Below are 22,682 nucleotides of genomic sequence, written 5' to 3' on the forward strand. Positions count from 1 at the left end.
CGATTCGGCAAGGAGGATGCGATGGCAGGCCATAGCAAGTGGGCCAATATCAAGCACCGCAAGGCGGCCCAGGACGCCAGGCGGGGCAAGATCTTCAACAAGCTGATCCGTGAACTGAGCGTGGCCGCTCGACAGGGCGGGCCGGAGCCGGCCGACAATCCCCGGCTGCGCGCCGCCATCGACAAGGCGCTGGCCAACAACATGACCAAGGAGACCCTCCAGCGGGCGGTGGACCGGGGGGCCGGCAATGCCGACGGCGACGCCATGGAGGAGTGCGTCTATGAGGGCTATGGGCCCGAGGGGGTGGCAGTGATGGTCGAGTGCCTGACCGATAACCGCAATCGGACTGTCTCCGAGGTGCGACATGCCTTCGGCAAGCATGGCGGCAACCTCGGCACCACCGGCTCGGTGGCCTTCATGTTTCACCGTCAGGGGCGCCTGCTGCTGCCCGAGGGCGTCACCGAGGAAGCCGCCATCGAGGCCACCCTGGAGGCGGAGCCCGAGGAGATCGAGGTCCGTGACGACGGTCGCCTCGAGGTGGTCACCACGCCCGACTCCTTCGGCCGGGTGAAGGATGCCCTGGTCGCGGCGGGGATCGAGCCCGAGCAGAGCGATGTGGGGCTCTATCCGGAAACCACCGCGCCCATCGCCGAGGCGGAACTCGCCGGCCGGGTCCTCAAGCTGCTCGACATGCTCGAGGACCTGGACGATGTCCAGAACGTCACCACCAACGCGGAGTTCGCCGACGATGTCCTCGACCCGCTCGACTGAGCCCTGCGGATGCTGATCCTCGGCATCGACCCCGGCTCGCGGATCACCGGCTACGGGGTGCTGGACGTCACCACGACCACGCCGCGCTACGTGGCCAGCGGCTGCATCCGCATCCAGGCCGACGACCTGGCCCAGCGGCTGGCTCAGGTCTATGCCGGGGTCGGCGAGCTGATCGCGGTGCATGCCCCCGGGGAGTTCGCCATCGAGCAGGTGTTCATGTCGAAGAATGCCGACTCCGCCCTCAAGCTCGGCCAGGCCCGCGGCACGGCCATCGTCTGCGCCGCCAACCATGGCCTGCCGGTCAGCGAGTACGGCCCTCGCCAGATCAAGCAGGCGGTGGCCGGCAGCGGCAGCGCCGACAAGGCCCAGGTCCAGCACATGGTGACCGCGATCCTCGGCCTCTCGGCCACGCCCCAGGCGGATGCCGCCGACGCCCTGGCCATCGCGCTCACCCATGCCCATGCTCGCCTGGGGCTGCTGCGCGAGGGAAGCTTCGGCGGGCACCGCAGTCGTCGCAAGGGAGGCGCCTGGCGCGACTTCCGCCCGTGACGCTGTCGCCGGGAGGCGACGGTGACGCATTGTCGAACGCTGTTCCCGCGGGCTGGCATGCGGCTCGGGCGAACAGTATAGTGGCTCGGTGACGGCCCCGCGGGCCGCGATGGACTCCAACCCAAGGGACAGCGAACTTCCATGATAGGACGCCTGCGAGGCACCCTGCTCGAGAAACAGCCCCCCTGGATGGTGGTGGACGTGGCCGGTGTCGGCTACGAGCTGGAAGCCTCCATGACCACCCTGGTGGCCATGCCCGGCACCGGGGAGCCGGTATCGCTCTACACCCACCTGACCATCCGGGATGATGCCCATCTGCTCTACGGCTTCGCCCGGGAGCAGGAGCGCTCGCTGTTCCGGGCCCTGATCAAGGTCAACGGCATCGGCCCCAGGCTCGCCCTGGGCATCCTCTCCGGCATGGACGAGGAGGCCTTCGTGCGCTGCGTGATGGACGACGACGTCAAGGCGCTGACCCGCTTGCCCGGGGTGGGCAAGAAGACCGCCGAGCGGCTGATCATCGAGATGCGTGACCGCTTTCCCCACTGGGAGCAGCCGGGCGAGCTGGCTGTCGGCACCCGGGACTCGGTCGACAGCGTGTCGTCCGGGGCCACGGACCCCGTCGCCGATGCCGAGGCGGCTCTGGTCAGCCTCGGCTACAAGCCCGCCGAGGCGGCCCGCATGCTGGTCGGTCTCGAGGAGGCCGGCTCCACCGAGGCCATGATCAAGGCGGCGCTGACCCGTCGCCTCGCGGGGTGAACCGATGACGCCCCAACGCTTCCATTCGATGCCGGACGTCCGCCATGCTCGAGAGTGATCGCCTGATCGCCGCCGACCCCCGGGACGGGGAGGGTGGCGCCGACCACGCCATCCGGCCGAAGCGGCTGGCCGACTACATCGGCCAGCCGCGGGTGCGCGAGCAGCTCGACATCTTCATCAGCGCCGCCCGCGGCCGCGAGGAGAGCCTCGACCATACCCTGGTGTTCGGCCCGCCGGGGCTCGGCAAGACGACGCTCGCCAACATCGTCGCCGCCGAGATGGGGGTGGGGCTCAAGTCCACCTCGGGGCCGGTGCTCGAGCGGGCCGGCGACCTCGCCGCCATGCTCACCAACCTGCAGCCCGGCGACGTGCTCTTCATCGACGAGATCCATCGCCTGTCGCCGGTGGTGGAGGAGATCCTCTATCCCGCCATGGAAGACTTCCAGCTCGATATCGTCATCGGCGAGGGACCGGCGGCGCGCTCGATCAAGCTCGACCTTCCCCCCTTCACGCTGGTCGGCGCCACCACCCGGGCGGGCCTGCTGACCTCGCCGTTGCGCGACCGCTTCGGCATCGTCCAGCGCCTGGAGTTCTACAGCATCGACGAGCTCACCGAGATCGTCGTGCGCTCCGCCCGGCTGCTGGGGGTCGAGAGCGACCGGGAGGGCGCCCGGGAGGTCGCGCGCCGTTCCCGCGGCACCCCGCGCATCGCCAACCGGCTGCTGCGCCGGGTGCGCGACTTCGCCGAGGTGCGTGCCCAGGGCCGCGTGGATGCCGAGATCGCCGACCAGGCGCTGAACATGCTCCACGTCGACCACCACGGCCTCGACCACATGGACCGGCGCCTGCTGCTGGCGATGATCGAGAAGTTCGACGGTGGCCCGGTGGGCATCGACTCCCTGGCCGCGGCGATCGGCGAGGAGCGCGACACCATCGAGGACGTCATCGAACCCTATCTGATCCAGCAGGGCCTGATGATGCGTACCGCCCGTGGCCGGGTGGTGACCCGTCAGGCCTGGCAACACTTCGACATGGCGCCCCACGAGCGGGCGCCCGACTAGCGGATCCCCACTCCCGTGACGACTGACCAAGACCGACGAGGATGCCCGTGAACGACTCCATGTCCATACCCCACCTGATCATGAACGCCAGCGGCGTGGTGCAGATGGTGATGCTGATCCTGGTGATCGGCTCCATCCTCTCCTGGGTGGTGATCTTCCAGCGCACCTTCGTGATGCGCCGGGCGCGCAAGGCCCATCGGGTCTTCGAGGAGCGCTTCTGGTCCGGCGTGGACCTCAACGAGCTCTATCGCGAGACGCCCGCCGAGCAGGAGACACAGGGGGCCGAGCACGTCTTCCGTGCCGGCTTCCGCGAGTTCAACCGCCTGCTGGCCAAGACCCGCAGCCCCCAGGCGATCCTCGAGGGCGTCCAGCGCAGCATGCGCGTGGCCTGGTCCCGCGAGGAGGACCGCCTCAACCTGCACCTGGTATTTCTGGCCACGGTTGCCTCGGCCAGCCCCTACATCGGGCTGTTCGGCACCGTCTGGGGCATCATGGGCTCCTTCCAGTCCCTCTCCATGGCCCAGCAGGCGACCCTGGCCACGGTGGCCCCCTGGATCGCCGAGGCCCTGATCGCTACCGCCATGGGGCTGTTCGCGGCGATTCCGGCGGTGATCTTCTACAACCGGCTCTCCGCCGAGTCCGGGCGCCTGCTGGGCAAGTACGAGGACTTCGCCGAGGAGTTCCACTCCATCCTGCACCGCAACCTGCAGGGCCGGACCGACCCCGGCGCCGACTGAAGGAGAGGCCGTCATGCTAGGACCCTTCAATCGTGGCGGGCGCCGCAAGCCCATGGGCGAGATCAACGTCGTGCCCTTCATCGACGTGATGCTGGTGCTGCTGGTGATCTTCATGATCACCGCGCCCATGCTCACCCAGGGCGTGCAGGTCGACCTGCCCCAGGTCAGCTCCGAACCCATCGAGGAGACCGAGGATCGCGATCCCATCATCGTCTCGGTGGATCGTGACGGCCAGTACTACATCTCCCTGGGCGACGACGAGACGCCGGTCAGCCTGGACGAGGTGAGCGAGCGGGTGATTATCCTGCTGGATCGTCAGCCGGGCACCCCGGTGATGGTGCGCGGGGACCGCAACGTTCCCTACGGCCAGGTGGTGACGCTGATGAGCACCCTGCAGACCGCGGGGGTGAGCAATGTCGGGCTGATCTCGGAACCGCCCCCCGGGGACAGTTGAGGAGCCCACATGGCCAGACATGACCGACGCGTGGGCTATGGCCTGCCGCTGGTACTCGCCATCGCCCTGCACCTGGCGATCCTGGTGGCCAGCGTGATCCGCTTTCCCGAGCGGGAGACCGAGCCGCCGAGCACCAATATCGTCCAGGCGACCCTCGTCAGTACCGAGACCACCACCGACCAGGCCCAGCGCGCCGAGGAGGCCCGTGCCCGGGCGGCGTCCCGCCAGGCCGAAGAGGAGGCCGCGGCGCGTGCCGAGGAGGAGGATGCTCGCGAGGCAGAGACCGAGGCCATCGAGGCCGCGGAGGAAGCCGCCCGCCAGGCCGAGGAGGCCGAGCGGCAGCGCCAGGCGGAAGCCGAGGCCCGGGAGGAAGCTCGCCGGGCCGCCGAGGAGGAGGCCGCGCGGCGTGCCGAGCAGGCCGAGGCGGAAGCCGAGCGCCGCCGCCAGGCCGAGGCAGAAGCGGAACGCCAGCGTCAGGCCGAGGCGGAAGCCGAACGCCAGCGTCAGGCCGAGGCGGAAGCCGAACGCCAGCGCCAGGCCGAGGCGGAAGCCGAACGCCAGCGCCAGGCCGAAGCGGAGGCCGAACGCCAGCGCCAGGCCGAAGCAGAGGCCGAACGCCAGCGCCAGGCCGAGGCGGAGGCCGAACGCCAGCGCCAGGCCGAGGCGGAAGCCGAACGCCAGCGCCAGGCCGAAGCGGAGGCCGAACGCCAGCGCCAGGCCGAAGCGGAAGCCGAACGCCAGCGTCAGGCCGAGGAGCAGGCCCGCCGCGCCGCCGAGGCCGCCAGCCAGGGCCTGGAGCGTGCCATCGAGGGTGAGGCCGAGAGCGTGGCCAATGCCCGCCAGGCCAACGAGGCGGCCAACAGCTTCATCAACCTGGTGCGCCGGGCGGTGGAGCAGGCCTGGGTGATTCCGCCCAACGTGCCCGACGGTGCCAGCGCTGAGGTATCGGTGCGGCTGGGCCCCTCGGGGGAGCTGTTCGCGGCTACCATTGGTCAGAGCAGTGGCAACAGCGCCTTCGACCGCTCCGCGGTCCAGGCCGTCGAGGCCGCCGCGCCCTTCGCCGAGCTGCGCGACTTGCCGGCCTCGGCCCAGCGCGACTACCGTCAATTCAACCTGCGATTCCGACCGGGGGATATCCGCTGATGAACATCCTGAAGACCACCTGGCTGGCCGCCATGCTGATGCTGTTCACCAGCCTGGCCCAGGCCGCCGACCTGACCATCGAGATCACCCGTGGCAGCGACCGTGCCACGCCCATCGCGATCGTGCCCTTCGCCAACGGCGACGACATGCCCCAGGACATCGCGCAGATCGTCTCCGATGACCTGGAGCGCAGTGGCTACTTCGAGCCGCTGGAGCGTCGCGCCATGTTCGAGCGACCCGCCTCGAGCGAGGAGGTGCGCTACGTCGACTGGCGCGCCCTGGACGTACGCTACCTGGTGGCGGGGCGCATCAGCCGCGAGGGGGATCAGTATCGCATCCAGTACGAGCTGATGGACGTCAGCGGCGAGAGCCGCATGATCGCCGAGAGCGTGACGGCCGGCCGCCAGGGACTGCGCGACGCCGCCCACTACATCAGCGATCAGATCTTCGAGGAGATCACCGATATCCGCGGGGCCTTCTCGACCCGCATCGCCTACGTGACCTCCAGCGGCGTGGGAGACGATACCCAGTACGCTCTTCACGTGGCGGATGCCGACGGGCGCAACAGCCAGCAGATCCTCTCGTCCGACGAGCCGATCATGTCGCCGGCCTGGTCGCCGGATGGCGGCAAGCTGGCCTACGTCTCCTTCGAGACCGAACGCCCGGCGATCTACATCCAGGACCTCGCCTCCGGCCGACGCGTGCGTGCCACCTCCTTCGAGGGGCTCAACAGCGCCCCCACCTGGTCACCGGACGGCCGTCGCCTGGCGATGGCGCTCTCCAAGGATGGCCAGCCCGAGATCTACGTGATGGACATCGGGTCGCGGGACGTGCGGCGCGTCACCAACAATTCCAGCATCGACACCGAGCCCGCCTGGTCGCCGGACGGTCGCAGCCTGCTGTTCACCTCGGACCGCAGCGGGGGGCCGCAGATCTATCGCCTCGAGCTGGGCAGCGGCGAGGAGGAGCGTCTCACCTTCACCGGCAACTACAATGCCCGGGCGCGCTTCGCGCCGGACGGCGAGGCGATCTTCCTGATCCATCGCGGCAGCAACGGCTACCAGGTGGCACGTCAGGACCTGGAAAGCGGCCGCCTGGTGGCCCTGAGCGACACCGGTCAGGCGGAATCGCCCAGTGTCGCGCCCAATGGCACCATGGTAATCTTCGCCACCCAGCAGGGCGGCAACGGCGTGCTGGGCGGGGTCTCCGCCGATGGGCGCGCCTCCTTCCGGCTGCCGGCGGCGCAGGGTGATGTCCGCGAGCCCGCGTGGTCACCGTTTCTGAACTGATGTATCCAGCACGATATATCCAACAAGGAGTTTCACGATGCAGCTCAAGCCCTATGCCAGAACCCTGGCTATTGCCCTGTCCCTGGCCTTCGTGGCCGGCTGTTCCAGCACGGGTGGCGGCCAGGACGGTGACCTGACGGGCGGTGCCGGCGGCACCGATCGTGGCGGTGTGTCCACGGGCGGCGTCAATGGCAGTGGCGTCAGCGGCGACCGCACCGGCCAGATGACCGAGGCCGACGGCCGTATTCCGGAGACCCGCACCATCTACTTCGAGTACGACAGCAATGCCATCCGCAGCGAGTTCGAGCCGGTGCTGACCGCCCATGCCCGCTTCCTGCAGAGCAACCCCAACGCCAGCGTCGTCCTGCAGGGCCACACCGACGAGCGGGGCACCCGCGAGTACAACCTGGCACTGGGCGAGCGCCGTGCCAATGCCGTCGAGCGCTACCTCAACGTCCAGGGCGTGTCGCCCTCCCAGATCGAGGTGGTCAGCTACGGCGAGGAGCGGCCCGCGGCACGCGGTCAGAACGAGCAGGCTTACGCCCAGAACCGTCGGGTAGTCTTCGCCTACTGAGCCGGGCCGACACGACGAGGGAGAAAGCGATGAGACACGGTCTGAAGGGACTGTGCGGCGCGGGAGCCCTGGTGCTCCCGCTGACCGTAGTGGCACCGGCCCTGGCACAGCAGCCGGTGATCGAGGACCTCACCGGGCAATCGGGGTCCGGTGGCTTCTATGACCAGACGGCCACCCGCCAGGAGGCCGGCGGTAGCCTGGTGATCTTCAACCAGGTCCAGAAGCACCAGGAGGAGATCCGCCAGCTGCGCGGCCAGGTGGAGGAGCTGCGTCATCAGCTGGAGCAGCTGCGCCGCCAGACCCGCCAGCAATATCTGGACATCGAGGAACGCCTGATGGCGTCGGGCAGTGGCGTCGACCAGGACGCCTCGGCCGTGGACGAGGAGAGCGCCCGCCAAGTCGCCGAGACTCCCCCGCCGAGCGGCGACGACCCCGCCGTGCAGTCGGCCTACCAGACGGCCTTCTCGCACGTCCAGGCTCGCGAGTTCGGCCAGGCCATCGAGGCCTTCGAGTCCTTCGTGACTCAGCATCCCGATAGTCGTCTCACCGACAATGCCCACTATTGGCTCGGTGAGCTCTACTCGGCCGAGGGCGACCTGGAGGCCGCCGATGCCGCCTTCCGGCGGGTCCTGCAGGACTTCCCGGAGAGCAGCAAGGTGCCCGATGCCCTCTACAAGCTGGGGTTGCTCGAGGCGCGCCGAGGGCGCCCCGAGGAGAGCCGGGCGCTGCTCGACCGCGTGCGTGAGGAGCACCCCGATAGCAGCGCCGCCGGGCTGGCCGATGACTTCCTGCGCCAGGCAGGCAACTGAGGGACAGGGGAACCGTGATGACCTGCAAGATCGACTACCAGCCGGCGGCCGACCTGCTCGACGGCCGCATCATCCTGGTGACCGGTGCCGGCGACGGCATCGGTCGTGCCGCGGCCCTGGCCTTCGCCGGCCATGGGGCCACCGTGATCCTGCTGGGGCGCACCATTACCAAGCTGGAGAAGGTCTACGACGAGATCGAGGCTGCCGGGGGGCCCCAGCCGGCGATCTTCCCGCTCAACTTCGAGGGGGCCACGCTCAAGGACTACCACGACATGGCCGAGACCCTCGACAAGGAGTTCGGCCGCCTCGACGGCATCCTGCACAACGCCGGCATCCTCGGCCGCATCACGCCCTTCGAGCAGTACAATCCCGAGCTCTGGGAGCAGGTGATGCAGGTCAACATCAACGGCCCGATCTGGATGACCCAGGCCCTGCTGCCGTTGCTGAAGAGCTCGCCGGACGCCTCGGTGGTGTTCACCTCCTCGAGCGTGGGGCGTCGGGGCCGGGCCTACTGGGGGGCCTACGCGGTGTCCAAGTTCGCCACCGAGGGGTTCGTCGAGGTACTGGCCGACGAGGTCGAGCACCTGGGCACGCTGCGCGTCAACAGCCTCAACCCCGGGGCGACACGCACTGCCATGCGCAAGAGTGCCTATCCCGGGGAGAACGAGATGACGCTGCGCGCCCCGGAAGAGATCATGCCCACCTACCTGTGGCTGATGGGGCCGGACAGCCACGGCCACAACGGCGAGAAGTTCGACGCCCAGCCACCGAAACAGGGGTGAGGGCGGCGCCCCGGGGTCGCCCGGGGCCCGCTCACCCGTCCCGCCTGGCGCCCTGCAGCGCCGCTACCAGGGCCTCGGCGGTATCGAACCACAGGTCGGCCGGCCACTCCCGGTAGTTGTCTCCCGCCTCGATATAGCCGTAGCCGACCGCCACCGCGGCCATGCCGGCGGCGCGTGCCGCCTGCATGTCACGCCGGTGATCGCCGACATACCAGCACTCCGACGGTGTCGCTCTCAGGCGACGCGCGGCCTCCCTCAGGGGCTCGGGGTCGGGCTTCTTGACCGGCAGGTCGTCGGCGCAGAGCAGGGTGCCGGGGGCCAGCCCTAGGGCCTCGACCAGCGGCGCGGCATAGGCCCGCGGCTTGTTGGTGACGATCCCCCAGGGGCGCTGGCCAGCCTCCCACTCGGCCAGCAGCCGATCCAGCGGGGGGAAGACCCGGCTCTCCTCGGCCACCGCCCGTCCGTAGGCCTCAAGCAGGAAGGCGCGTGCCTCACCATGGCCCTCGGCCTCCTTGGCGAGCCCCACTGCCAGGGTCACCAGGGCGCTGCCGCCGTTGGAGACCTGGGCACGGATCACCGGGTAGGGCAGGGCGGGCAGGCCGTGGTGGTGGCGCAGGGCGTTGGTGGCTCGTGCCAGGTCCGGCGCGGTGTCCACCAGGGTGCCGTCCAGATCGAAGAGCAGGACCCGCGGAGGCCGGCCGGCCATCACGTCGCCTCCCGGCGACAGTGCATCAGGTAGTTGACCGAGACATCGATCGTCGACAGGGCGTAGCGACGGGTCAGCGGATGGAAGACCAGGCCGTTCTGCTCACGGACGTCCAGCCCCGCCTCGCGGCACCAGGCCGCCAGCTCCGAGGGGCGGATGAAGCGGCTGTAGTCGTGGGTGCCGCGCGGCAGCAGGCGCAGCAGGTACTCGGCGCCGAGCACCGCCAGCGCATAGGCCTTGGGGTTGCGGTTCAAGGTCGAGAAGAACACCTGGCCACCGGGCTTGACCAGGGTGGCGCAGGCGCGCACGACCGAGCCGGGATCCGGCACGTGCTCGAGCATCTCCAGGCAGGTCACCACGTCGAACTCGCCGGGATGGGCCGCAGCCATCTCCTCGACGCTGACATGGCGGTAGCCGATGGCCACCCCATTCTCCCGGGCGTGCTGGCGGGCCACGGCCAGCGGTGCCTCCCCCAGGTCGATGCCGGTGACCTCGGCGCCACGATGGGCCATGGCCTCGGCCAGGATGCCGCCGCCGCAGCCCACGTCGAGCACCCGTCGCCCGGCCAGTCCCGCCCGGGCATCGATGAAGTCCAGGCGCAGCGGGTTGATGTCGTGGAGGGGCTTGAATTCGCCCTGCGGATCCCACCAGCGGTCGGCCAGGGCCTCGAACTTGGCAATCTCGGCCTGGTCGACGTTGTCCGCTTCCGGGTGGCTTGCACTCATCTGCTCTCTCCATGGTGTCGCCGACCTGACACTCTGGCAGGCCAGGCTCGGTCCGGTATCATGAGGTATTGTACCCGCTCCCGGGAGGGCATTTACACGCTTTCCCCGGGGCCACATTCTCAACAGTGACAGGGACCGCACCATGATCAACAAGGCTGTTCTTCCCGTTGCCGGGTTCGGCACACGCTGTCTCCCGGCCTCCAAGGCCATTCCCAAGGAGATGATCACCATCGTCGACCGGCCGGTGATCCAGTACGTGGTCCAGGAGGCGGTCGCCGCCGGCATTCGCGACATCGTGCTGGTGACCCATGGCACCAAGAGCGCCATCGAGAACCACTTCGACAAGCACTTCGAGCTCGAGGCGAGCCTCGAGGCCAAGGGCAAGACGGAGCTGCTGGAGGAGCTGCGCTCCATCGTCCCCGCCGACGTCAACATCATCAGCGTGCGCCAGCCCGAGCCGCTGGGCCTGGGCCATGCCGTGCTCTGCGCGCGTCCGGTGGTGGGCGACGACGAGCCCTTCGCGGTGTTGCTGCCCGACGTGCTGGTCGACGACGAGGGCATCGAGCCCAACGACCTGGCCGGCATGATCGCCTCCTTCGAGGCCAGCCACCACAGCCAGCTGATGGTCGAGGAGGTGCCCCATGACATGGTCCACAAGTACGGCATCGTCGACACCGGCGGCGAGCTACCCGGACCCGGTGAGTCGCGGCCGATCGCCGGCGTGGTGGAGAAGCCACCCGTCGACGAGGCGCCCTCCAACCTGGCGGTGATCGGTCGCTACGTGCTGCCGGGACGGATCTTCTCGCTGCTCGCCGATACCCCGCCGGGAGCCGGCAACGAGATCCAGCTCACCGATGCCATCGAGACCCTGCGTCGCGAGGAGGGCGTGGATGCCTGGCGGATGCGCGGCAAGACCTACGACTGCGGCCACCAGCTGGGTTACCTGGAGGCGATCCTCGCCTATGGCCGCCGCCACGCCCGCTACGGCCAGGGGTTCCGTGAGCTGCTGACACGCTACGCCGGAGAGGAGTGAGGCCCATGCGGGTACTGATCCACGGTAGCGAGCTGGCCGCCGCCACCTCCGCGGCGGCACTCTCCTGGGTCGGCCACCGGGTGACCTGGCTGCCCCACGCCTCGGCCGACTGGTCCACGCTCTCCGCCAGCGGCTGGCTGACCAGCGAACCGGAGCTGATGCGACGCCTGGAGGAGGGGCTGGGTCAAGGCAGCCTGCGCCTGGTGGCCGATGAGGGGGACGCCGTCGGCGGCGAGCCCTTCGACGTCTTGTGGCTCGCCGTCTCCCCGGACCAGCGCCAGGATGCGGCCGCAAGCGTCGAGCGCCTGATGGCCGGGCTCTGTCCGGGGGCGGTGCTGGTCAACAACTCCACCTTCCCGGTGGGCGAGACGGAGCAGCTGGAATCTCGCCTCGATGGCTGCCGGGCGGTGGCCCTCGCCGACCTGCTCGAGGAGGGTCGCGCCTGGGAGACCTTCACCCGGCCCTCCCGCTGGCTGCTGGGCTGTGACGACGACGGCGCCGAGCGTCAGGTGCGCGAGCTGCTGCGTGCCTTCAACCGGCGCCGCGAAGTGTTCCAGCGCATGCCGCGGCGCGCCGCGGAGCTCACCAAGCTCGCCATCAATGGCATGCTCGCCACGCGTATCAGCTACATGAACGACATCGCCGGGCTGGCCGACAGCCTGGGGGTCGACGTGGAGTACGTCCGCCAGGGCATGGGCGCCGACTCGCGCATCGGCTACGAGTACCTCTATCCCGGCTGCGGCTTCGGCGGCCCCAACTTCTCCCGCGACCTGATGCGCCTGGCCGACGTCCAGTCGGCGAGCGGGCGTCACTCGGCGCTGCTCGACCAGGTGCTCGACATCAACGAACACAAGAAGGAAACGCTGTTCCGCAAGCTCTGGGCGCACTTCCACGGTCGCCTGGAGGGGCGCCGGGTGGCGATCTGGGGGGCGGCCTTCAAGCCCGGCACCGCCCGCATCGACCAGGCGCCGGTGCTTACGCTGCTGCGCGCCCTCTGGGCCCAGGGCGTGACGGTCCGCCTGCATGACCCGGCGGCGATCCCGGCCGTGCTGGCCGAGGTCGGCGAGCACCCGCTGCTCGAGGTGTTCCGGGGGGACCCCCTGGAGGCCTGCGAGGGGGCCGATGCGCTGATGCTGGTCACCGAGTGGAAGGCCTACTGGAATCCCGACTGGCCGCGGCTGGCCGAGCGGCTCGGCGAGAAGCTGCTGCTCGACGGGCGCAACATCTACGACCCCGCCCATGTCGCCGCCTGCGGCATGCACTACCGCGGGATCGGGCGTCGCGCCGATCCCTAGCCGGTGCTCGCGACCCCGGTCGCCCCGCATCGGGGCGACCAACGCAAGCGGCCCCGCCAGTTGGCGGGGCCGCTTGCGTTCAGCCGGTCGTCGCCTTGGCGCCGGAGGATCAGCTGAAGTTCTGGGCGACGAAGTCCCAGTTGAGCACGCTCCAGACGTTCTCGAGGTACTTGGGACGCGCGTTGCGATAGTCGATGTAGTAGGCGTGTTCCCAGACGTCGATGGTCAGCAGCGGGGTCTGGCCATGGGCGATGGGTGTGTCGGCGTTGCTGGTGTTGACGATATCGACACCGCCGTCGTCGGTCTTGATCAGCCAGGTCCAGCCGGAGCCGAAGTTGCCCGCGGCCTGGGCATTGAAGGTTTCCTTGAACTTGTCGAAGGATCCGAACTTGGCATTGATGGCCTCGGCCAGCGCGCCGCTCGGCTCACCGCCACCGTTGGGCGACAGGCAGTGCCAGTAGAAGGTGTGGTTCCAGACCTGAGCCGCCTGGTTGAACAGGCCGCCGGAGGAAGACTTGATGATCTCCTCGAGGGACTTGTTGGCATCGTCGGTGCCGTCGGTCAGCTCGTTGAGCTTGTTCACGTAGGTCTGGTGGTGCTTGCCGTAGTGATACTCGAGGGTCTCGGCGGAGATGTGCGGTTCCAGCGCGTTCTTCTCGTAAGGCAGTGCGGGCAGTTCGAATGCCATCGAATCTCTCCTTGTCGTCAGCGGTGTCGGTACAGCACCCCATGGTGCGGCATCGGAACGTCGAGGTTCAAGGTCCGTCAGCTGGCGTTGACGGACCCCGTGCGTTCCGATGACAAAAAACCTTACACTATCAGGACGATGTGTCGGTGCTGTCGCGGCATCATAGCACCCGGTCCCGGGGGCGCCAATCGACCGGGCCCCGGAACCCCCGTTCCCCAGAGAAGGAGTTCGACATGGCAGAGCGCCCGGATCCCCCCCGGTACACCCGGCCGATCGTACCGGACCCGGATGCCAGCCTGTCGGCGCCACGCTGGCGGCAGCCCCCAGCGCCGCGGGTATGGCCCCTGTGGCTGCTGGTGCTGCTTCTCGTCGTTGCCGGTGCCGCCCTGGCCTGGGCCGGCTGGCAGGAGCGCGTCCGTCTGCAGGCCGAGCTCGCCCGGGTCAGCGGCGAGCTCTCCAACGTGCATGCGCGCTTCGACGCGGAAGCGGGTCGGGGGGAGGCCCTCACCATCCTGCAGGAGCGCCTGGACGAGCTGGCCAACCTGGAGGCGGAGGTCGACGCGGTCATCGACCAGCGCCTGGCCACGCTCGAGACTCGGCAGCAGGAACGCCTGGCCCCCCTCGAGGAGGCGGTCGATGCCCTCGAGACTCGCCTTGCCAGCCAAGGCGACGAGGACGACACCCTGGCGGCGACTCTGGCCGCGACCCGTCGTTCCCTGGATGCCCTGGAGCGGGCAGGGGAGGAGGGGCGCGCCGCGCTGCGCGAGCAACTGACCGCCCTCGACGCTGCCCGTGAGGCAGAGGCCGCACGACGCGAGACCCTGGCCACGGCACTGGAAGCGCTGGAGGGGCGCCTCGCCGACCACCGTGATGCTCGGCAGTCGCGCCTGGCGTCCCTGGAGGAGGCGCTGGCGGACCTCGCGGACGACGTTGAAGCCCTGGCGGGATCACGCGATGATGCCCTGGAACGGATCGAGACGCTGGATAACCGGCTCCGGGACGTCGAGTCCGGGCTGCGCGAGCTGCGCCAGGCGCAGCTCGCCACGAGTGCCCAGCTCGAGGCCCTTCGCCAGTGACATGTCGCCAGTCAGGAAGCGGTACTTATGGATAATCGCGTGTTCACACGCCTGGGGACGGCGGCAGTCTGCCTGGGCCTGGCGCCCGGCGCCCTGGCCCTCGAGGCCAGCATCGAGGGCATCGAGGATCCGCTGGCGGAGAACGTCCGCCTCTATCTCGACGGACTGGAGGCCGAGCAGTACAGCCCCGAGCGCCTGGAGAGCGAGGTACTGCGGCGCAGCAGCGAGGCGCTGCGGGTCTACGGCTACTACTCGCCGCGGATCGAGCCGCGTTTCGACGACCCCGAAGACCCGGCCCGGGTGACGCTCGCCATCAGCCCGGGGGAACCGGTGCGCATCGAGGTCCTGTCGCTCTCCGTGACCGGCGACGCCGCCGAGGATGCCCCCTTCACCGAGGCCATCGAGGCCTTTCCCCTCTCGGAGGGGGATCGCCTGCGCCATGCCCCCTTCGACAGCCTGCGCAGCCGGCTGGCAAACCTCGCCCTCGAGCGCGGCTACTTCGACTGGCGCTTCGCTGACCGCCGGATGGAAGTCAGGCCCTACGCCAACAGCGCCCGGCTCTACCTGGCGCTGGAGAGTGGCCAGCGCCATCGCTTCGGTGACGTGACCTTCCAGGGCCACCATATCGAGACCACCCGGCTGGAGGCGCTGGCCCCCTTCGCCCGCGGGGAACCCTACCTGGCGAGCGAGGTGGCCAGGTTCAACCAGCGCCTGGGCCAGACCGAGTGGTTCGCCTCGGTGAACGTGCGCCCGCGCCTCGACCGGGAGCTGGCTCGACTGGCCCTGCCGGATGCCGAGCCGGGTTGGTGGCAGTCCCTCGACGTCGAGGGCGTGGCGTCCGTCGACCGGGGGGCGCGCATCGCCGCCGAGGCGCTGGTGGCGGCCGCCGGCCTGCAGCGCCCGGCCGTCCCCGAGGTGCCCATCGACGTGGTGGTGACCCCTGCCGACCGCCACCAGTTCGAGGTGGGGGTGGGCTATGCCACCGACGTGGGGCCCCGCCTGCGCTTCTCCTGGGACCAGCCCTGGATCAACCGCTATGGCCACGGTCTGGATCACGACCTCTACCTCTCGGGGCCGGAGCAGCAGTTCACCGGGGTCTATACCCTGCCGCTGGAAGACCCGCTGCGGGACAGCTATCGCTTCCAGTATGGCCTGCGCAACAAGGACAACGAGGACACCCGGACCCTGGAGAGCACGGTGGAGGCGGCCCGTCGCTGGACGTTCGACAACGGCTGGGAGCAGACCCTCTACCTGCGCGGCACCTACGAGGACTTCACCCAGGCCGGCGTCTCCAACCAGGTGCTGCTGCTCTATCCCGGCATCAGCTGGTCGCGTACGCGTACCCGCAATCCCACCTTTCCCACCTGGGGCGATCGCCAGCGCCTGGCCGTGGAGTATTCCAGCGACTGGTGGGGCTCTGCCGCCGAGTTCCTGCGCCTCACCGGCGACAGCGAATGGATCCGCATGCTCGGCGATGACAACCGCTTCGTCGGCCGGGTCGGCCTCGGCAGCATCACCACCGACGACTTCGAGGACGTGCCGCCCTCGCTGCGCTTCTTCACCGGCGGCGATCGCAGCGTACGCGGCTACGCCTACGAAAGCCTCGCGCCCGAGGACGACGAGGGCCGCCTGCTGGGCGGCGAGCAGCTGTTCACCGCCAGCCTCGAGGCCCAGCGCCGCATCACCGGCAAGTGGTGGGCGGCGAGCTTCATCGACACCGGCGATGCCTTCAGCGACTGGGGCCCGAGCGAGCTCAAGACCGGGGCCGGCCTGGGGGTGCGCTGGATCTCCCCGGTTGGCCCGATTCGCCTCGATGTCGCCCATCCCTTCGACGTGGATGATGCCTATCGCATCCACTTCGCCATCGGCCCGGAATTCTGAGAGTCCCCATCTTGAGACCCCTTGCATTCACCTGGGCCCTGGCCCGACTGCTGATCGTCCTGCCGCTGTGGCTGCTGGGCCTGGTGCTGCTGCTGCTGGGCCTGGCGTTCTCGCCCTGGGGCACCGGCGTGCTGCTCGAGCAGGGCGCCAAGCGCGGGTTCTACGAGCTGGGTGCCGTGGAGGGCGCCCCGCTGGATCGCCTGGTGCTGCATGATCTTCGCCTGGAGGCCGGCGCGGCCAAGATCGCCCTGAGCCGCTTCGAACTGGCCTGGTCCGAGGAGTGCGTGCTGCAGGGCCGGCTGTGTCTCGACCGGCTGGCCGTGGAGGGTGCCGATATCCGCCTGGCCGGCTCGGATGCCGAGCCGGAGGTGGAGTCGCAGCAGGCGCCCGGCGCGCCCCTCGAGGAGATCCAGCTGCCGTTCCCGGTGGAACTGCGCGAGCTGTCGTTGAGTGATGTGACCCTGCAGCTCGCCGACGGCACCCGGCTGACCTGGGACTCCTTCACCACCGGCCTCCGGGCCGAGGAGAACACCCTGACCCTGCTGCCCACCCGGCTGGCCGGCACGCGCCTGACCCTGCCGCTCTCGGCGGGCACCCGCCTGGCCCTGAGCGAGGCCGAGCAGGATGGCCCCCGTCTCACCGCGGCGGCCATCGATGCGGCCATCGCCGTTCGCTCGCCGCTGCCGGCAGCGGCCGCCGCCGAGCTGGAGAGGCTCGCCGACCTGCCGTTGGACGAACGGCCGCGGCGCGTGCTCCCCGAGGTGACCCTGCCCATCGCCGTGGAGGTGCCGCAACTCGCCATCGAAGACTTCGCGATCGCGGGGTCGGTGGAGTATGGCGTGGAGCAGCTGCTGCTGCGCCTCAGCGCCCGCGGCCAGGAGGTCGAGGTCGACACCCTGGCGGTGGCCAGCGCCGATGCGGATGCCGAGCTGAAGGCCCGCGTGGCGCTTCGCGACGACTATCCCCTGGAGGCCCGGCTGGCCGCCGACCTCTATCTGCCGGAACGGATGCCGGCGCTGGAAGGGGAGCGCATCGAGCTTGCCCTGGCCGGCAGCCTGGCCGACCTCGAGGTGGACCTGGTCACCCGGGGGCCGGTGGAGGCCCACCTGGTGGCCCGGCTCGACGCCCTCGACCCGACCCTGCCGTTCACCGCCTCGCTGCAGAGCGATGCCCTCCAGTGGCCGCTGCACGGAACCGAGACCACGCCGGCTGGCGAGGGGGACGCCACGCCGGACCCGACAGAAGACGAGACGGCGCCGGTCGAGCCGGAAGAGACGGCAGTCGAGGAACGACAAGAAGACGCGGGCGACGCGCCGGCCGAGCCCTGGCGGGTCGAGGGGCTCGCGGTGCACCTGGAGGGCAGCCTGGTGGACTACCGCAGCCGTGTGTCGCTCACCGCCCGAGGCCCGTCACTGCCCTCTACCGACCTGCTGCTCAGCGGCAGTGGCGACCTCGAGCACTTCCGCTGGTCACCGCTGACCGTCAACCAGCAGGGCGCCATGCTGGTCAGCCGCGGCCAGGCCGCCTGGCGCGACGGCCTCGACGTCGAGGCCACGCTGTCGCTTGACAACCTGGACCCCGGCCGCTTCGTCGAGGGCCTCGACGGTCGCCTGGGCGGCGGCGCCGAGCTCACCTTCGTCCAGGACGAGGCGGGCTGGCGACTCGAGGTGCCGGGGCTGGATCTCCAGGGCGTGCTCGATGACCGGCCGCTGAGCCTTGAGGCCGTCCTCGCCGGGGACAGCGAGATGCGCTGGGATATCGAGACCCTGGACTTCCGCCAGGGCGCCAACCGGGTCAGCGCGGCCGGGCGGGTGACCCGCGAGGCCCTGGACCTGGCCGGCGACCTGGACATGCCCGCGCTGGAGAGCCTCTACCCCGGGCTCGGCGGTGCCCTGGCCGGACGCTTCACCACGGCGGGCAGCCTGGAGGCGCCGGAGCTCGATCTCGCGCTGACCGGCCGCTCGCTGGCCTTCGCCGGCAATGCCGTGGAGGCGCTCGACCTGACGGCCCGGGTCGCCGGCCTGGAGGACCCCGACCTGGCGCTGGCCCTGGAGGTCCGCCGCCTCGAGGCCGGTGGCCAGCGTCTCGACGCTCTCACCCTGGACCTCGATGGGCGACTCTCCGAGCATGTCCTGCGCCTGGCCGCCGAGGGCGGCGACCAGATGCCGCTGTCGCGACTGACCCTGGCCCTGGAGGGCGGGCTGGACGGCGCCCGGGAACGCTATCGCGGGGTCCTGACCCCGCTGGAGGTCGACAGCGATTTCGGCGATATCCGCCTTGCCGAGGCGCTGACCTTCGAGGCCGACCTGCCCGCGGGGTCGGCGCGGGTGGCGCCCTTCTGCCTGACCCGCCGCCAGGGCGGCGAGGTGTGCCTGACCGAGCCGCTGGAGGCCTCGGCAGAGACCGGTCGGGCCGCGCTCGAGATCCGCGACCTGCCCATGGACCTGGCCGATGCCGCCATGCCGCCGGGGTGGCGCATCAGCGGCGAGAGCGCCGGCACCCTGGCGGCCGGCTGGTCAGACGGCGGGACGCGCTGGCAACTGGACGCCGACCTCGACAGCCGCGCCGAGGTCACCGGCGAGGACGCCTATGGTCGGCCCTGGTCGGTCCCCGGCACCACGTTGGGCGTGGCGCTGGCGGCCAGCGAGGCGCGAGCGGAGCTTGACCTTGAGCTGGGCCTGGCCGATAGCGGCGAGCTGCGCCTGGCCCTGGCCATCGACGAGCCGCTGGGGGAGGGCGTGCTCGACGGCCGGCTGCGCCTCGATGACCTGCGCCTGGCCCCCTATCGGCCCCTGGCCGCCGGCCTGGAGACCCTGCAAGGGGGAGTCGACGGTGATATCCGCATCGGCGGCACCCGCGAGGCGCCCCGACTGGATGGCCGGCTCGCCCTGGCCGGGCTGAGGGCCGGCGGCCTGGACCTGCCGCTGGAGGTGCGCGACGGGGAGCTGGTCGTGGAGCTGGTCGGCGACCGGGCCGACATCGACGGCTTCCTGGCCGCCGACGAGGGACGCCTGGAGATCGCGGGCAATGCGCGCTGGCCGGCGTCGGGGAGCTGGCAGGCCGCCGTCGATCTGCAGGCCGTCGATGATCCGCTGTTGGCGGTGCTGCCCGAGTTCGGGCGCCTGCGCCTGGCGCCCGACCTGAGGATTCGCGCCACCCCGGAGCGGCTGCAGGTCCGCGGCACGGTCGAGATTCCCTGGGCGCGGCTCGAGGCCGGGGAGGTGCCCGACTCGGCCATGGCCCCGAGCCCGGACGAGGTGATCATCACCGAGGAGCAGGACCGTCAAGCCGCCCAGGCCGAGGCCGCCGCGGCAGATGAACAGCCCGGCGAGTCCACCGCCGAGGCCATGGCCCGGGCCGGCATGGCCACCGACATCCTGATCACCCTCTCGCTGGGGCCGGACATGCAGCTGGAGGCCTATGGCCTGGAGTCGGGGCTCTCGGGCAACCTCGAGGTGCGCCAGCAGAACGGGCCTGTCCAGCTGTTCGGCGACGTCAGCCTGGTCGACGGCCGCTTCCGGGCCTTCGGCCAGGACCTGCTGATCCGCGAGGGGATCATCTTCTTCAGCGGGCCCCCGGGGCAGCCGCTGCTCGATTTCGAGGCGATCCGCAATCCCGCGGCGACCCAGGACGAGGTGATTGCCGGCCTGCGCGTCACCGGCTCGGCCAGCGCCCCGACCCTGGAGATCTTCTCGGAACCTGCCATGGACGAGGCCAGCGCGCTCTCCTACCTGCTGCGCGGCCGCGCACCGGACAGCAGCGGCGGCGCCGATGGCGCCCTGACCTCGGCGCTGATCGGCATCACCCTGGGACAGACCGGCGGCGCCGTGGGCGCCATCGGCGAGGCCTTCGGCATCTCCGACCTGACCCTCGACACTGCCGGGGCCGGGGAGGAGAGCCAGGTGGTGGTCAGCGGCAACCTCACCGAGCGCCTGAGCATCGGCTACGGGGTGGGCGTCTTCTCGCCTATCGCCGAGCTCACCCTGCGCTACCAGCTGTGGCGCAGCCTCTATCTCGAGGCGATCTCGGGGGCGGCCCAGGCGGTCGACCTGGTCTACAGTTTCAGTCTGCCGGGCAACCCCCCGAGCCCATGAAGACGACCCCGCCATGCCAGGCGGACAATCCACCGTACGATGGAGCCCCACCCATGCCACTGCATCCCGACCAAGCGCCCGAGGGGCGCGACACGCCGCTGCCGATCAGCGGGACCCACCTGGTCAACGGCCACGCCATGCAGCCCCCCTGGCCCGAGGGCATGGAAGAGATCGTGCTGGGGCTGGGCTGCTTCTGGGGGGCCGAGCGGCTCTTCTGGCAGCTGCCGGGCGTGCACGTCACCGCCGTGGGCTACGCCGGCGGCGTGACCCCGAACCCCACCTACGAAGAGACCTGCAGCGGACGCACCGGCCATGCCGAGGTGGTGCGGGTGGTCTTCGACCCCCGCCGGGTCGACCTGGAGACCCTGCTGCGGGTGTTCTGGGAGGCCCATGACCCGACCCAGGGCCACCGCCAGGGCAATGATATCGGCAGCCAGTACCGTTCGATCATCCTCACCACCACCGCTGGCCAGCGCGAGGCGGCCGAACGTAGCCGCGAGGCCTACGGCGAGGCGCTGTCGCGCAGCGGCAGGGGACCCGTGACCACCGAGGTCGAGCCCCTCGAGGCCTTCTACTACGCCGAGGAGTACCATCAGCAGTACCTGGCGAAGAACCCCGGGGGCTACTGCGGCCTGAAGGGTACCGGCGTCAGCTGCCCGATCGGTTGAGGCCGGCAGGGAGTGCCCGAGGGGCCTGGAGCTGCGCCAGGCGTGCCTTCAGGCCATTTAATGCATCGCTCATGTACTCGGCATCGAACGCCGCTTCCTGGATCAGGCGCGCCGGGTCGTAGACCTCGATGTGGGCACGGTGCTTCTTCAGCACCCGATCCTGCTCCAGTGCCTTGAGGGTTCGGTTGATATGCACCGGCGACAGGCCAAGGATCTGTCCCAGCAGCCGCTGGGAAACGGGGAACTCGAAGAGGGCCAGGTCGACGCGCTGCAACTTCTCGAGGCGAAAGAAGGTCTCGATCATGAAATGCAGCACCTGTGAGCGCGCGCTGCGATGGAGGGTGACGAGCATCCGTTCGGTAAGGAGGGCCTCCTGTCGGCTGATGGTGGCGAAGAGCGCAATCGCCAGGGGCGTGGAGGCCGCGATGAGGTCGACGAGGTCCTCGTGGGGGAACGGCTGGATCATGCCCCGGGTGATCAAGCTGGCCTCGGTCACGTGCCGCATGAAGGTAAACTCCCTGAGGCCGATGATTTCGCCGGGCAGCAGCAGGTCGATGACCTGTCGCTCGCCATCCTCGGTGCGGCGGACGGTGCAGGCCCAGCCACTCTGCAGGATGTACAGCTGGCCCACCCTGTCGCGGGGGCCCCAGAGCCGCTGATTCTTCATGGCTGGCTCGGCCGCTTGCTCGAACCGTGCCAGGAGTTGCTTATCCTTTTCACTCAGGTCCAGGAACCGCCCCATGGCGATCTGGAAAAGGCTCACGCCCGGCGCCTGGTCGTCGAGGCAAGCCGCTGCCGCTCCATGCAATGCGGGAAAGCGAAGATGATAATGCTCCTTTGGGTCATGGGCACAGGCAACGCCCGATGGGAGGCCTTCCTCATGGCGTATTCTAGTCGCACCTTAGAGACACTGCCCACGAACCTATCCCCATGGCGCCTGGCCACGATGGTCCCCTCGCCCGCGGTTCGCCGGCGACCCCTCCCGCCAGCGAGGTGGCGCCGAGGACGTGATCGTTCGCCCGCCGTGCGAACTCGCCGGGGTGGGCAACGCGACGCCGGGCAGCTGATCCCGTGCTTCCTGGAGAATCTGGAACTGTGCCCGGCGCTGGCCGATACAGTCATTCAACCAGGCATCCAGATCGGGGATGGCGTTGTAGGCCTGCAGGCGTTCATAGAAGCGCCGTGACCGCCACTCCTCGAGCAGTGCCCGGCTGAGTTCCTCAGCCGCCACCTCATCATCGAAGATGAAGAAGTGGGGCTGTACCTGCAATTCCTGCACGGGCCTCCTGGCCGGCTTCCGAAGCGGAGACTGCTCGATCGGTAGCGACGCGGACACCTCGATCAGGGACTGGATCCGCTGCTGACTCTCGCTCGCCAGGGCCTGCATGAGCTTGCTGGTGCCGATGTGATAGGTCAAAAAGCGCAGGCTCAGCCAGCGATAGCGTTGGTACGCCTGGTGCTCATGCGCACTGGCCCGGGCCAGGATATCCTCGATCAGGATGGTGACGCTTGGCGTGTTCACGATGCGATTCACCTCTTGTGGCACCTCGATCCACGGCATGGGCTCGCGGCCTCGAATGACCCTCGATGA

The 22,682-nt window shown here is 69.7% G+C and carries 22 protein-coding genes; 17 read left to right on the forward strand and 5 right to left on the reverse strand.

Annotated features, from left to right (window positions below; genetic code table 11):
• Nucleotides 1-21: 21 nt before the first annotated feature.
• The 11 genes from P8934_RS09350 to P8934_RS09400 all read left to right on the forward strand — a co-directional run bounded on the left by P8934_RS09350 (nt 22) and on the right by P8934_RS09400 (nt 8,925).
• On the forward strand, nt 22-771 hold the full coding sequence (locus tag P8934_RS09350) for a YebC/PmpR family DNA-binding transcriptional regulator (RefSeq protein WP_278033943.1): 750 nt from the start codon (nt 22-24) through the stop codon (nt 769-771).
• A gap of 9 nt (nt 772-780) precedes the next feature.
• Nucleotides 781-1,320, forward strand: a complete 540-nt coding sequence (gene ruvC, locus P8934_RS09355) for a crossover junction endodeoxyribonuclease RuvC (protein WP_278033944.1) — start codon at nt 781-783, stop codon at nt 1,318-1,320.
• Nucleotides 1,321-1,461: 141 nt separating this feature from the next.
• Nucleotides 1,462-2,076 carry a Holliday junction branch migration protein RuvA gene (gene ruvA / locus P8934_RS09360; RefSeq protein ID WP_278033945.1) on the forward strand — a complete coding sequence of 205 codons (615 nt, stop codon included), beginning with the start codon at nt 1,462-1,464 and terminating at the stop codon, nt 2,074-2,076.
• 44 nt (nt 2,077-2,120) lie between these two features.
• A complete protein-coding gene (ruvB, locus tag P8934_RS09365) occupies nt 2,121-3,137 on the forward strand; it encodes a Holliday junction branch migration DNA helicase RuvB (RefSeq protein ID WP_278033946.1) in 1,017 nt (338 codons plus the stop codon).
• 47 nt (nt 3,138-3,184) lie between these two features.
• On the forward strand, nt 3,185-3,874 hold the full coding sequence (gene tolQ, locus P8934_RS09370) for a protein TolQ (RefSeq protein WP_106231030.1): 690 nt from the start codon (nt 3,185-3,187) through the stop codon (nt 3,872-3,874).
• A 13-nt stretch (nt 3,875-3,887) separates the two neighbouring features.
• Nucleotides 3,888-4,328: a protein TolR gene (tolR, locus tag P8934_RS09375; RefSeq protein WP_278033947.1), complete on the forward strand. Its 441-nt coding sequence runs from the start codon at nt 3,888-3,890 to the stop codon at nt 4,326-4,328.
• A gap of 9 nt (nt 4,329-4,337) precedes the next feature.
• Nucleotides 4,338-5,471: a cell envelope integrity protein TolA gene (gene tolA, locus P8934_RS09380; RefSeq protein ID WP_278033948.1), complete on the forward strand. Its 1,134-nt coding sequence runs from the start codon at nt 4,338-4,340 to the stop codon at nt 5,469-5,471.
• Complete coding sequence (gene tolB, locus P8934_RS09385; RefSeq protein WP_278033949.1) at nt 5,471-6,760, forward strand: Tol-Pal system beta propeller repeat protein TolB; 1,290 nt, start codon at nt 5,471-5,473, stop codon at nt 6,758-6,760. The genes tolA and tolB overlap by 1 nt, the downstream gene beginning before the upstream one ends.
• A gap of 37 nt (nt 6,761-6,797) precedes the next feature.
• Nucleotides 6,798-7,334, forward strand: a complete 537-nt coding sequence (pal, locus tag P8934_RS09390) for a peptidoglycan-associated lipoprotein Pal (protein ID WP_278033950.1) — start codon at nt 6,798-6,800, stop codon at nt 7,332-7,334.
• 29 nt (nt 7,335-7,363) lie between these two features.
• Nucleotides 7,364-8,143 carry a tol-pal system protein YbgF gene (gene ybgF / locus P8934_RS09395; protein ID WP_278033951.1) on the forward strand — a complete coding sequence of 260 codons (780 nt, stop codon included), beginning with the start codon at nt 7,364-7,366 and terminating at the stop codon, nt 8,141-8,143.
• A 17-nt stretch (nt 8,144-8,160) separates the two neighbouring features.
• Complete coding sequence (locus P8934_RS09400; RefSeq protein WP_278033952.1) at nt 8,161-8,925, forward strand: YciK family oxidoreductase; 765 nt, start codon at nt 8,161-8,163, stop codon at nt 8,923-8,925.
• Between the two features lie 31 nt (nt 8,926-8,956).
• Here the strand turns inward: P8934_RS09400 and P8934_RS09405 are convergent, their stop codons facing one another.
• A complete protein-coding gene (locus tag P8934_RS09405) occupies nt 8,957-9,631 on the reverse strand; it encodes an HAD-IA family hydrolase (RefSeq protein ID WP_278033953.1) in 675 nt (224 codons plus the stop codon).
• Nucleotides 9,631-10,356, reverse strand: a complete 726-nt coding sequence (gene ubiG / locus P8934_RS09410; RefSeq protein ID WP_278033954.1) for a bifunctional 2-polyprenyl-6-hydroxyphenol methylase/3-demethylubiquinol 3-O-methyltransferase UbiG — start codon at nt 10,354-10,356, stop codon at nt 9,631-9,633. The genes P8934_RS09405 and ubiG overlap by 1 nt, the downstream gene beginning before the upstream one ends.
• A gap of 142 nt (nt 10,357-10,498) precedes the next feature.
• On the opposite strand from ubiG, the gene galU reads away from it, so the two are divergent.
• Together galU and P8934_RS09420 are read left to right on the forward strand one after the other, a co-directional pair.
• Nucleotides 10,499-11,389 carry a UTP--glucose-1-phosphate uridylyltransferase GalU gene (galU, locus tag P8934_RS09415; protein ID WP_133634181.1) on the forward strand — a complete coding sequence of 297 codons (891 nt, stop codon included), beginning with the start codon at nt 10,499-10,501 and terminating at the stop codon, nt 11,387-11,389.
• Between the two features lie 5 nt (nt 11,390-11,394).
• Nucleotides 11,395-12,684, forward strand: a complete 1,290-nt coding sequence (locus P8934_RS09420; protein WP_278033955.1) for a nucleotide sugar dehydrogenase — start codon at nt 11,395-11,397, stop codon at nt 12,682-12,684.
• A 109-nt stretch (nt 12,685-12,793) separates the two neighbouring features.
• Here P8934_RS09420 and P8934_RS09425 read toward each other — a convergent pair whose 3' ends face one another.
• Entirely contained in the window at nt 12,794-13,372 is a 579-nt protein-coding gene (locus tag P8934_RS09425; RefSeq protein ID WP_133634177.1) for a Fe-Mn family superoxide dismutase, read from the reverse strand.
• Nucleotides 13,373-13,605: 233 nt separating this feature from the next.
• Between P8934_RS09425 and P8934_RS09430 the strand changes: the two genes are divergently transcribed.
• Genes P8934_RS09430 through msrA form a run of 4 tightly spaced genes read left to right on the forward strand, consistent with a single transcriptional unit; the run spans nt 13,606 to nt 21,091 of the window.
• Nucleotides 13,606-14,448, forward strand: a complete 843-nt coding sequence (locus tag P8934_RS09430; protein WP_278033956.1) for a hypothetical protein — start codon at nt 13,606-13,608, stop codon at nt 14,446-14,448.
• Between the two features lie 39 nt (nt 14,449-14,487).
• Nucleotides 14,488-16,329, forward strand: a complete 1,842-nt coding sequence (locus P8934_RS09435; RefSeq protein ID WP_347403455.1) for an autotransporter assembly complex family protein — start codon at nt 14,488-14,490, stop codon at nt 16,327-16,329.
• 11 nt (nt 16,330-16,340) lie between these two features.
• Nucleotides 16,341-20,423, forward strand: a complete 4,083-nt coding sequence (locus P8934_RS09440) for a translocation/assembly module TamB domain-containing protein (RefSeq protein WP_278033958.1) — start codon at nt 16,341-16,343, stop codon at nt 20,421-20,423.
• A 53-nt stretch (nt 20,424-20,476) separates the two neighbouring features.
• On the forward strand, nt 20,477-21,091 hold the full coding sequence (gene msrA, locus P8934_RS09445) for a peptide-methionine (S)-S-oxide reductase MsrA (protein WP_278033959.1): 615 nt from the start codon (nt 20,477-20,479) through the stop codon (nt 21,089-21,091).
• On the opposite strand, the gene P8934_RS09450 is transcribed toward msrA, so the two are convergent.
• Nucleotides 21,072-21,758 (reverse strand): Crp/Fnr family transcriptional regulator, encoded by a 687-nt coding sequence (locus tag P8934_RS09450; RefSeq protein WP_278033960.1) that lies wholly within the window; start codon nt 21,756-21,758, stop codon nt 21,072-21,074. The genes msrA and P8934_RS09450 overlap by 20 nt on opposite strands.
• Before the next feature lie 255 nt (nt 21,759-22,013).
• Nucleotides 22,014-22,652, reverse strand: coding sequence for a hypothetical protein (locus P8934_RS09455; RefSeq protein ID WP_278033961.1), 639 nt, complete (start codon nt 22,650-22,652; stop codon nt 22,014-22,016).
• Between the last annotated feature and the right edge of the window lie 30 nt (nt 22,653-22,682).

Source organism: Halomonas sp. CKK8, assembly GCF_029625235.1.
GTDB lineage: Bacteria > Pseudomonadota > Gammaproteobacteria > Pseudomonadales > Halomonadaceae > Halomonas > Halomonas ventosae.

Coding starts and splice junctions, on each gene's coding strand:
- tolB (WP_278033949.1), top strand. CDS start 5,471: ATGAACATCCTGAAGACCACCTGGCTGGCCGCCATGCTGATGCTGTTC.
- ybgF (WP_278033951.1), top strand. CDS start 7,364: ATGAGACACGGTCTGAAGGGACTGTGCGGCGCGGGAGCCCTGGTGCTC.
- P8934_RS09425 (WP_133634177.1), bottom strand. CDS start 13,372: ATGGCATTCGAACTGCCCGCACTGCCTTACGAGAAGAACGCGCTGGAA.
- tolR (WP_278033947.1), top strand. CDS start 3,888: ATGCTAGGACCCTTCAATCGTGGCGGGCGCCGCAAGCCCATGGGCGAG.
- ruvA (WP_278033945.1), top strand. CDS start 1,462: ATGATAGGACGCCTGCGAGGCACCCTGCTCGAGAAACAGCCCCCCTGG.
- P8934_RS09430 (WP_278033956.1), top strand. CDS start 13,606: ATGGCAGAGCGCCCGGATCCCCCCCGGTACACCCGGCCGATCGTACCG.
- P8934_RS09455 (WP_278033961.1), bottom strand. CDS start 22,652: ATGCCGTGGATCGAGGTGCCACAAGAGGTGAATCGCATCGTGAACACG.
- pal (WP_278033950.1), top strand. CDS start 6,798: ATGCAGCTCAAGCCCTATGCCAGAACCCTGGCTATTGCCCTGTCCCTG.
- msrA (WP_278033959.1), top strand. CDS start 20,477: ATGCCACTGCATCCCGACCAAGCGCCCGAGGGGCGCGACACGCCGCTG.
- P8934_RS09450 (WP_278033960.1), bottom strand. CDS start 21,758: ATGAAGAATCAGCGGCTCTGGGGCCCCCGCGACAGGGTGGGCCAGCTG.
- galU (WP_133634181.1), top strand. CDS start 10,499: ATGATCAACAAGGCTGTTCTTCCCGTTGCCGGGTTCGGCACACGCTGT.
- ubiG (WP_278033954.1), bottom strand. CDS start 10,356: ATGAGTGCAAGCCACCCGGAAGCGGACAACGTCGACCAGGCCGAGATT.
- ruvC (WP_278033944.1), top strand. CDS start 781: ATGCTGATCCTCGGCATCGACCCCGGCTCGCGGATCACCGGCTACGGG.
- P8934_RS09350 (WP_278033943.1), top strand. CDS start 22: ATGGCAGGCCATAGCAAGTGGGCCAATATCAAGCACCGCAAGGCGGCC.
- P8934_RS09420 (WP_278033955.1), top strand. CDS start 11,395: ATGCGGGTACTGATCCACGGTAGCGAGCTGGCCGCCGCCACCTCCGCG.
- P8934_RS09405 (WP_278033953.1), bottom strand. CDS start 9,631: ATGGCCGGCCGGCCTCCGCGGGTCCTGCTCTTCGATCTGGACGGCACC.
- P8934_RS09400 (WP_278033952.1), top strand. CDS start 8,161: ATGACCTGCAAGATCGACTACCAGCCGGCGGCCGACCTGCTCGACGGC.
- tolA (WP_278033948.1), top strand. CDS start 4,338: ATGGCCAGACATGACCGACGCGTGGGCTATGGCCTGCCGCTGGTACTC.
- ruvB (WP_278033946.1), top strand. CDS start 2,121: ATGCTCGAGAGTGATCGCCTGATCGCCGCCGACCCCCGGGACGGGGAG.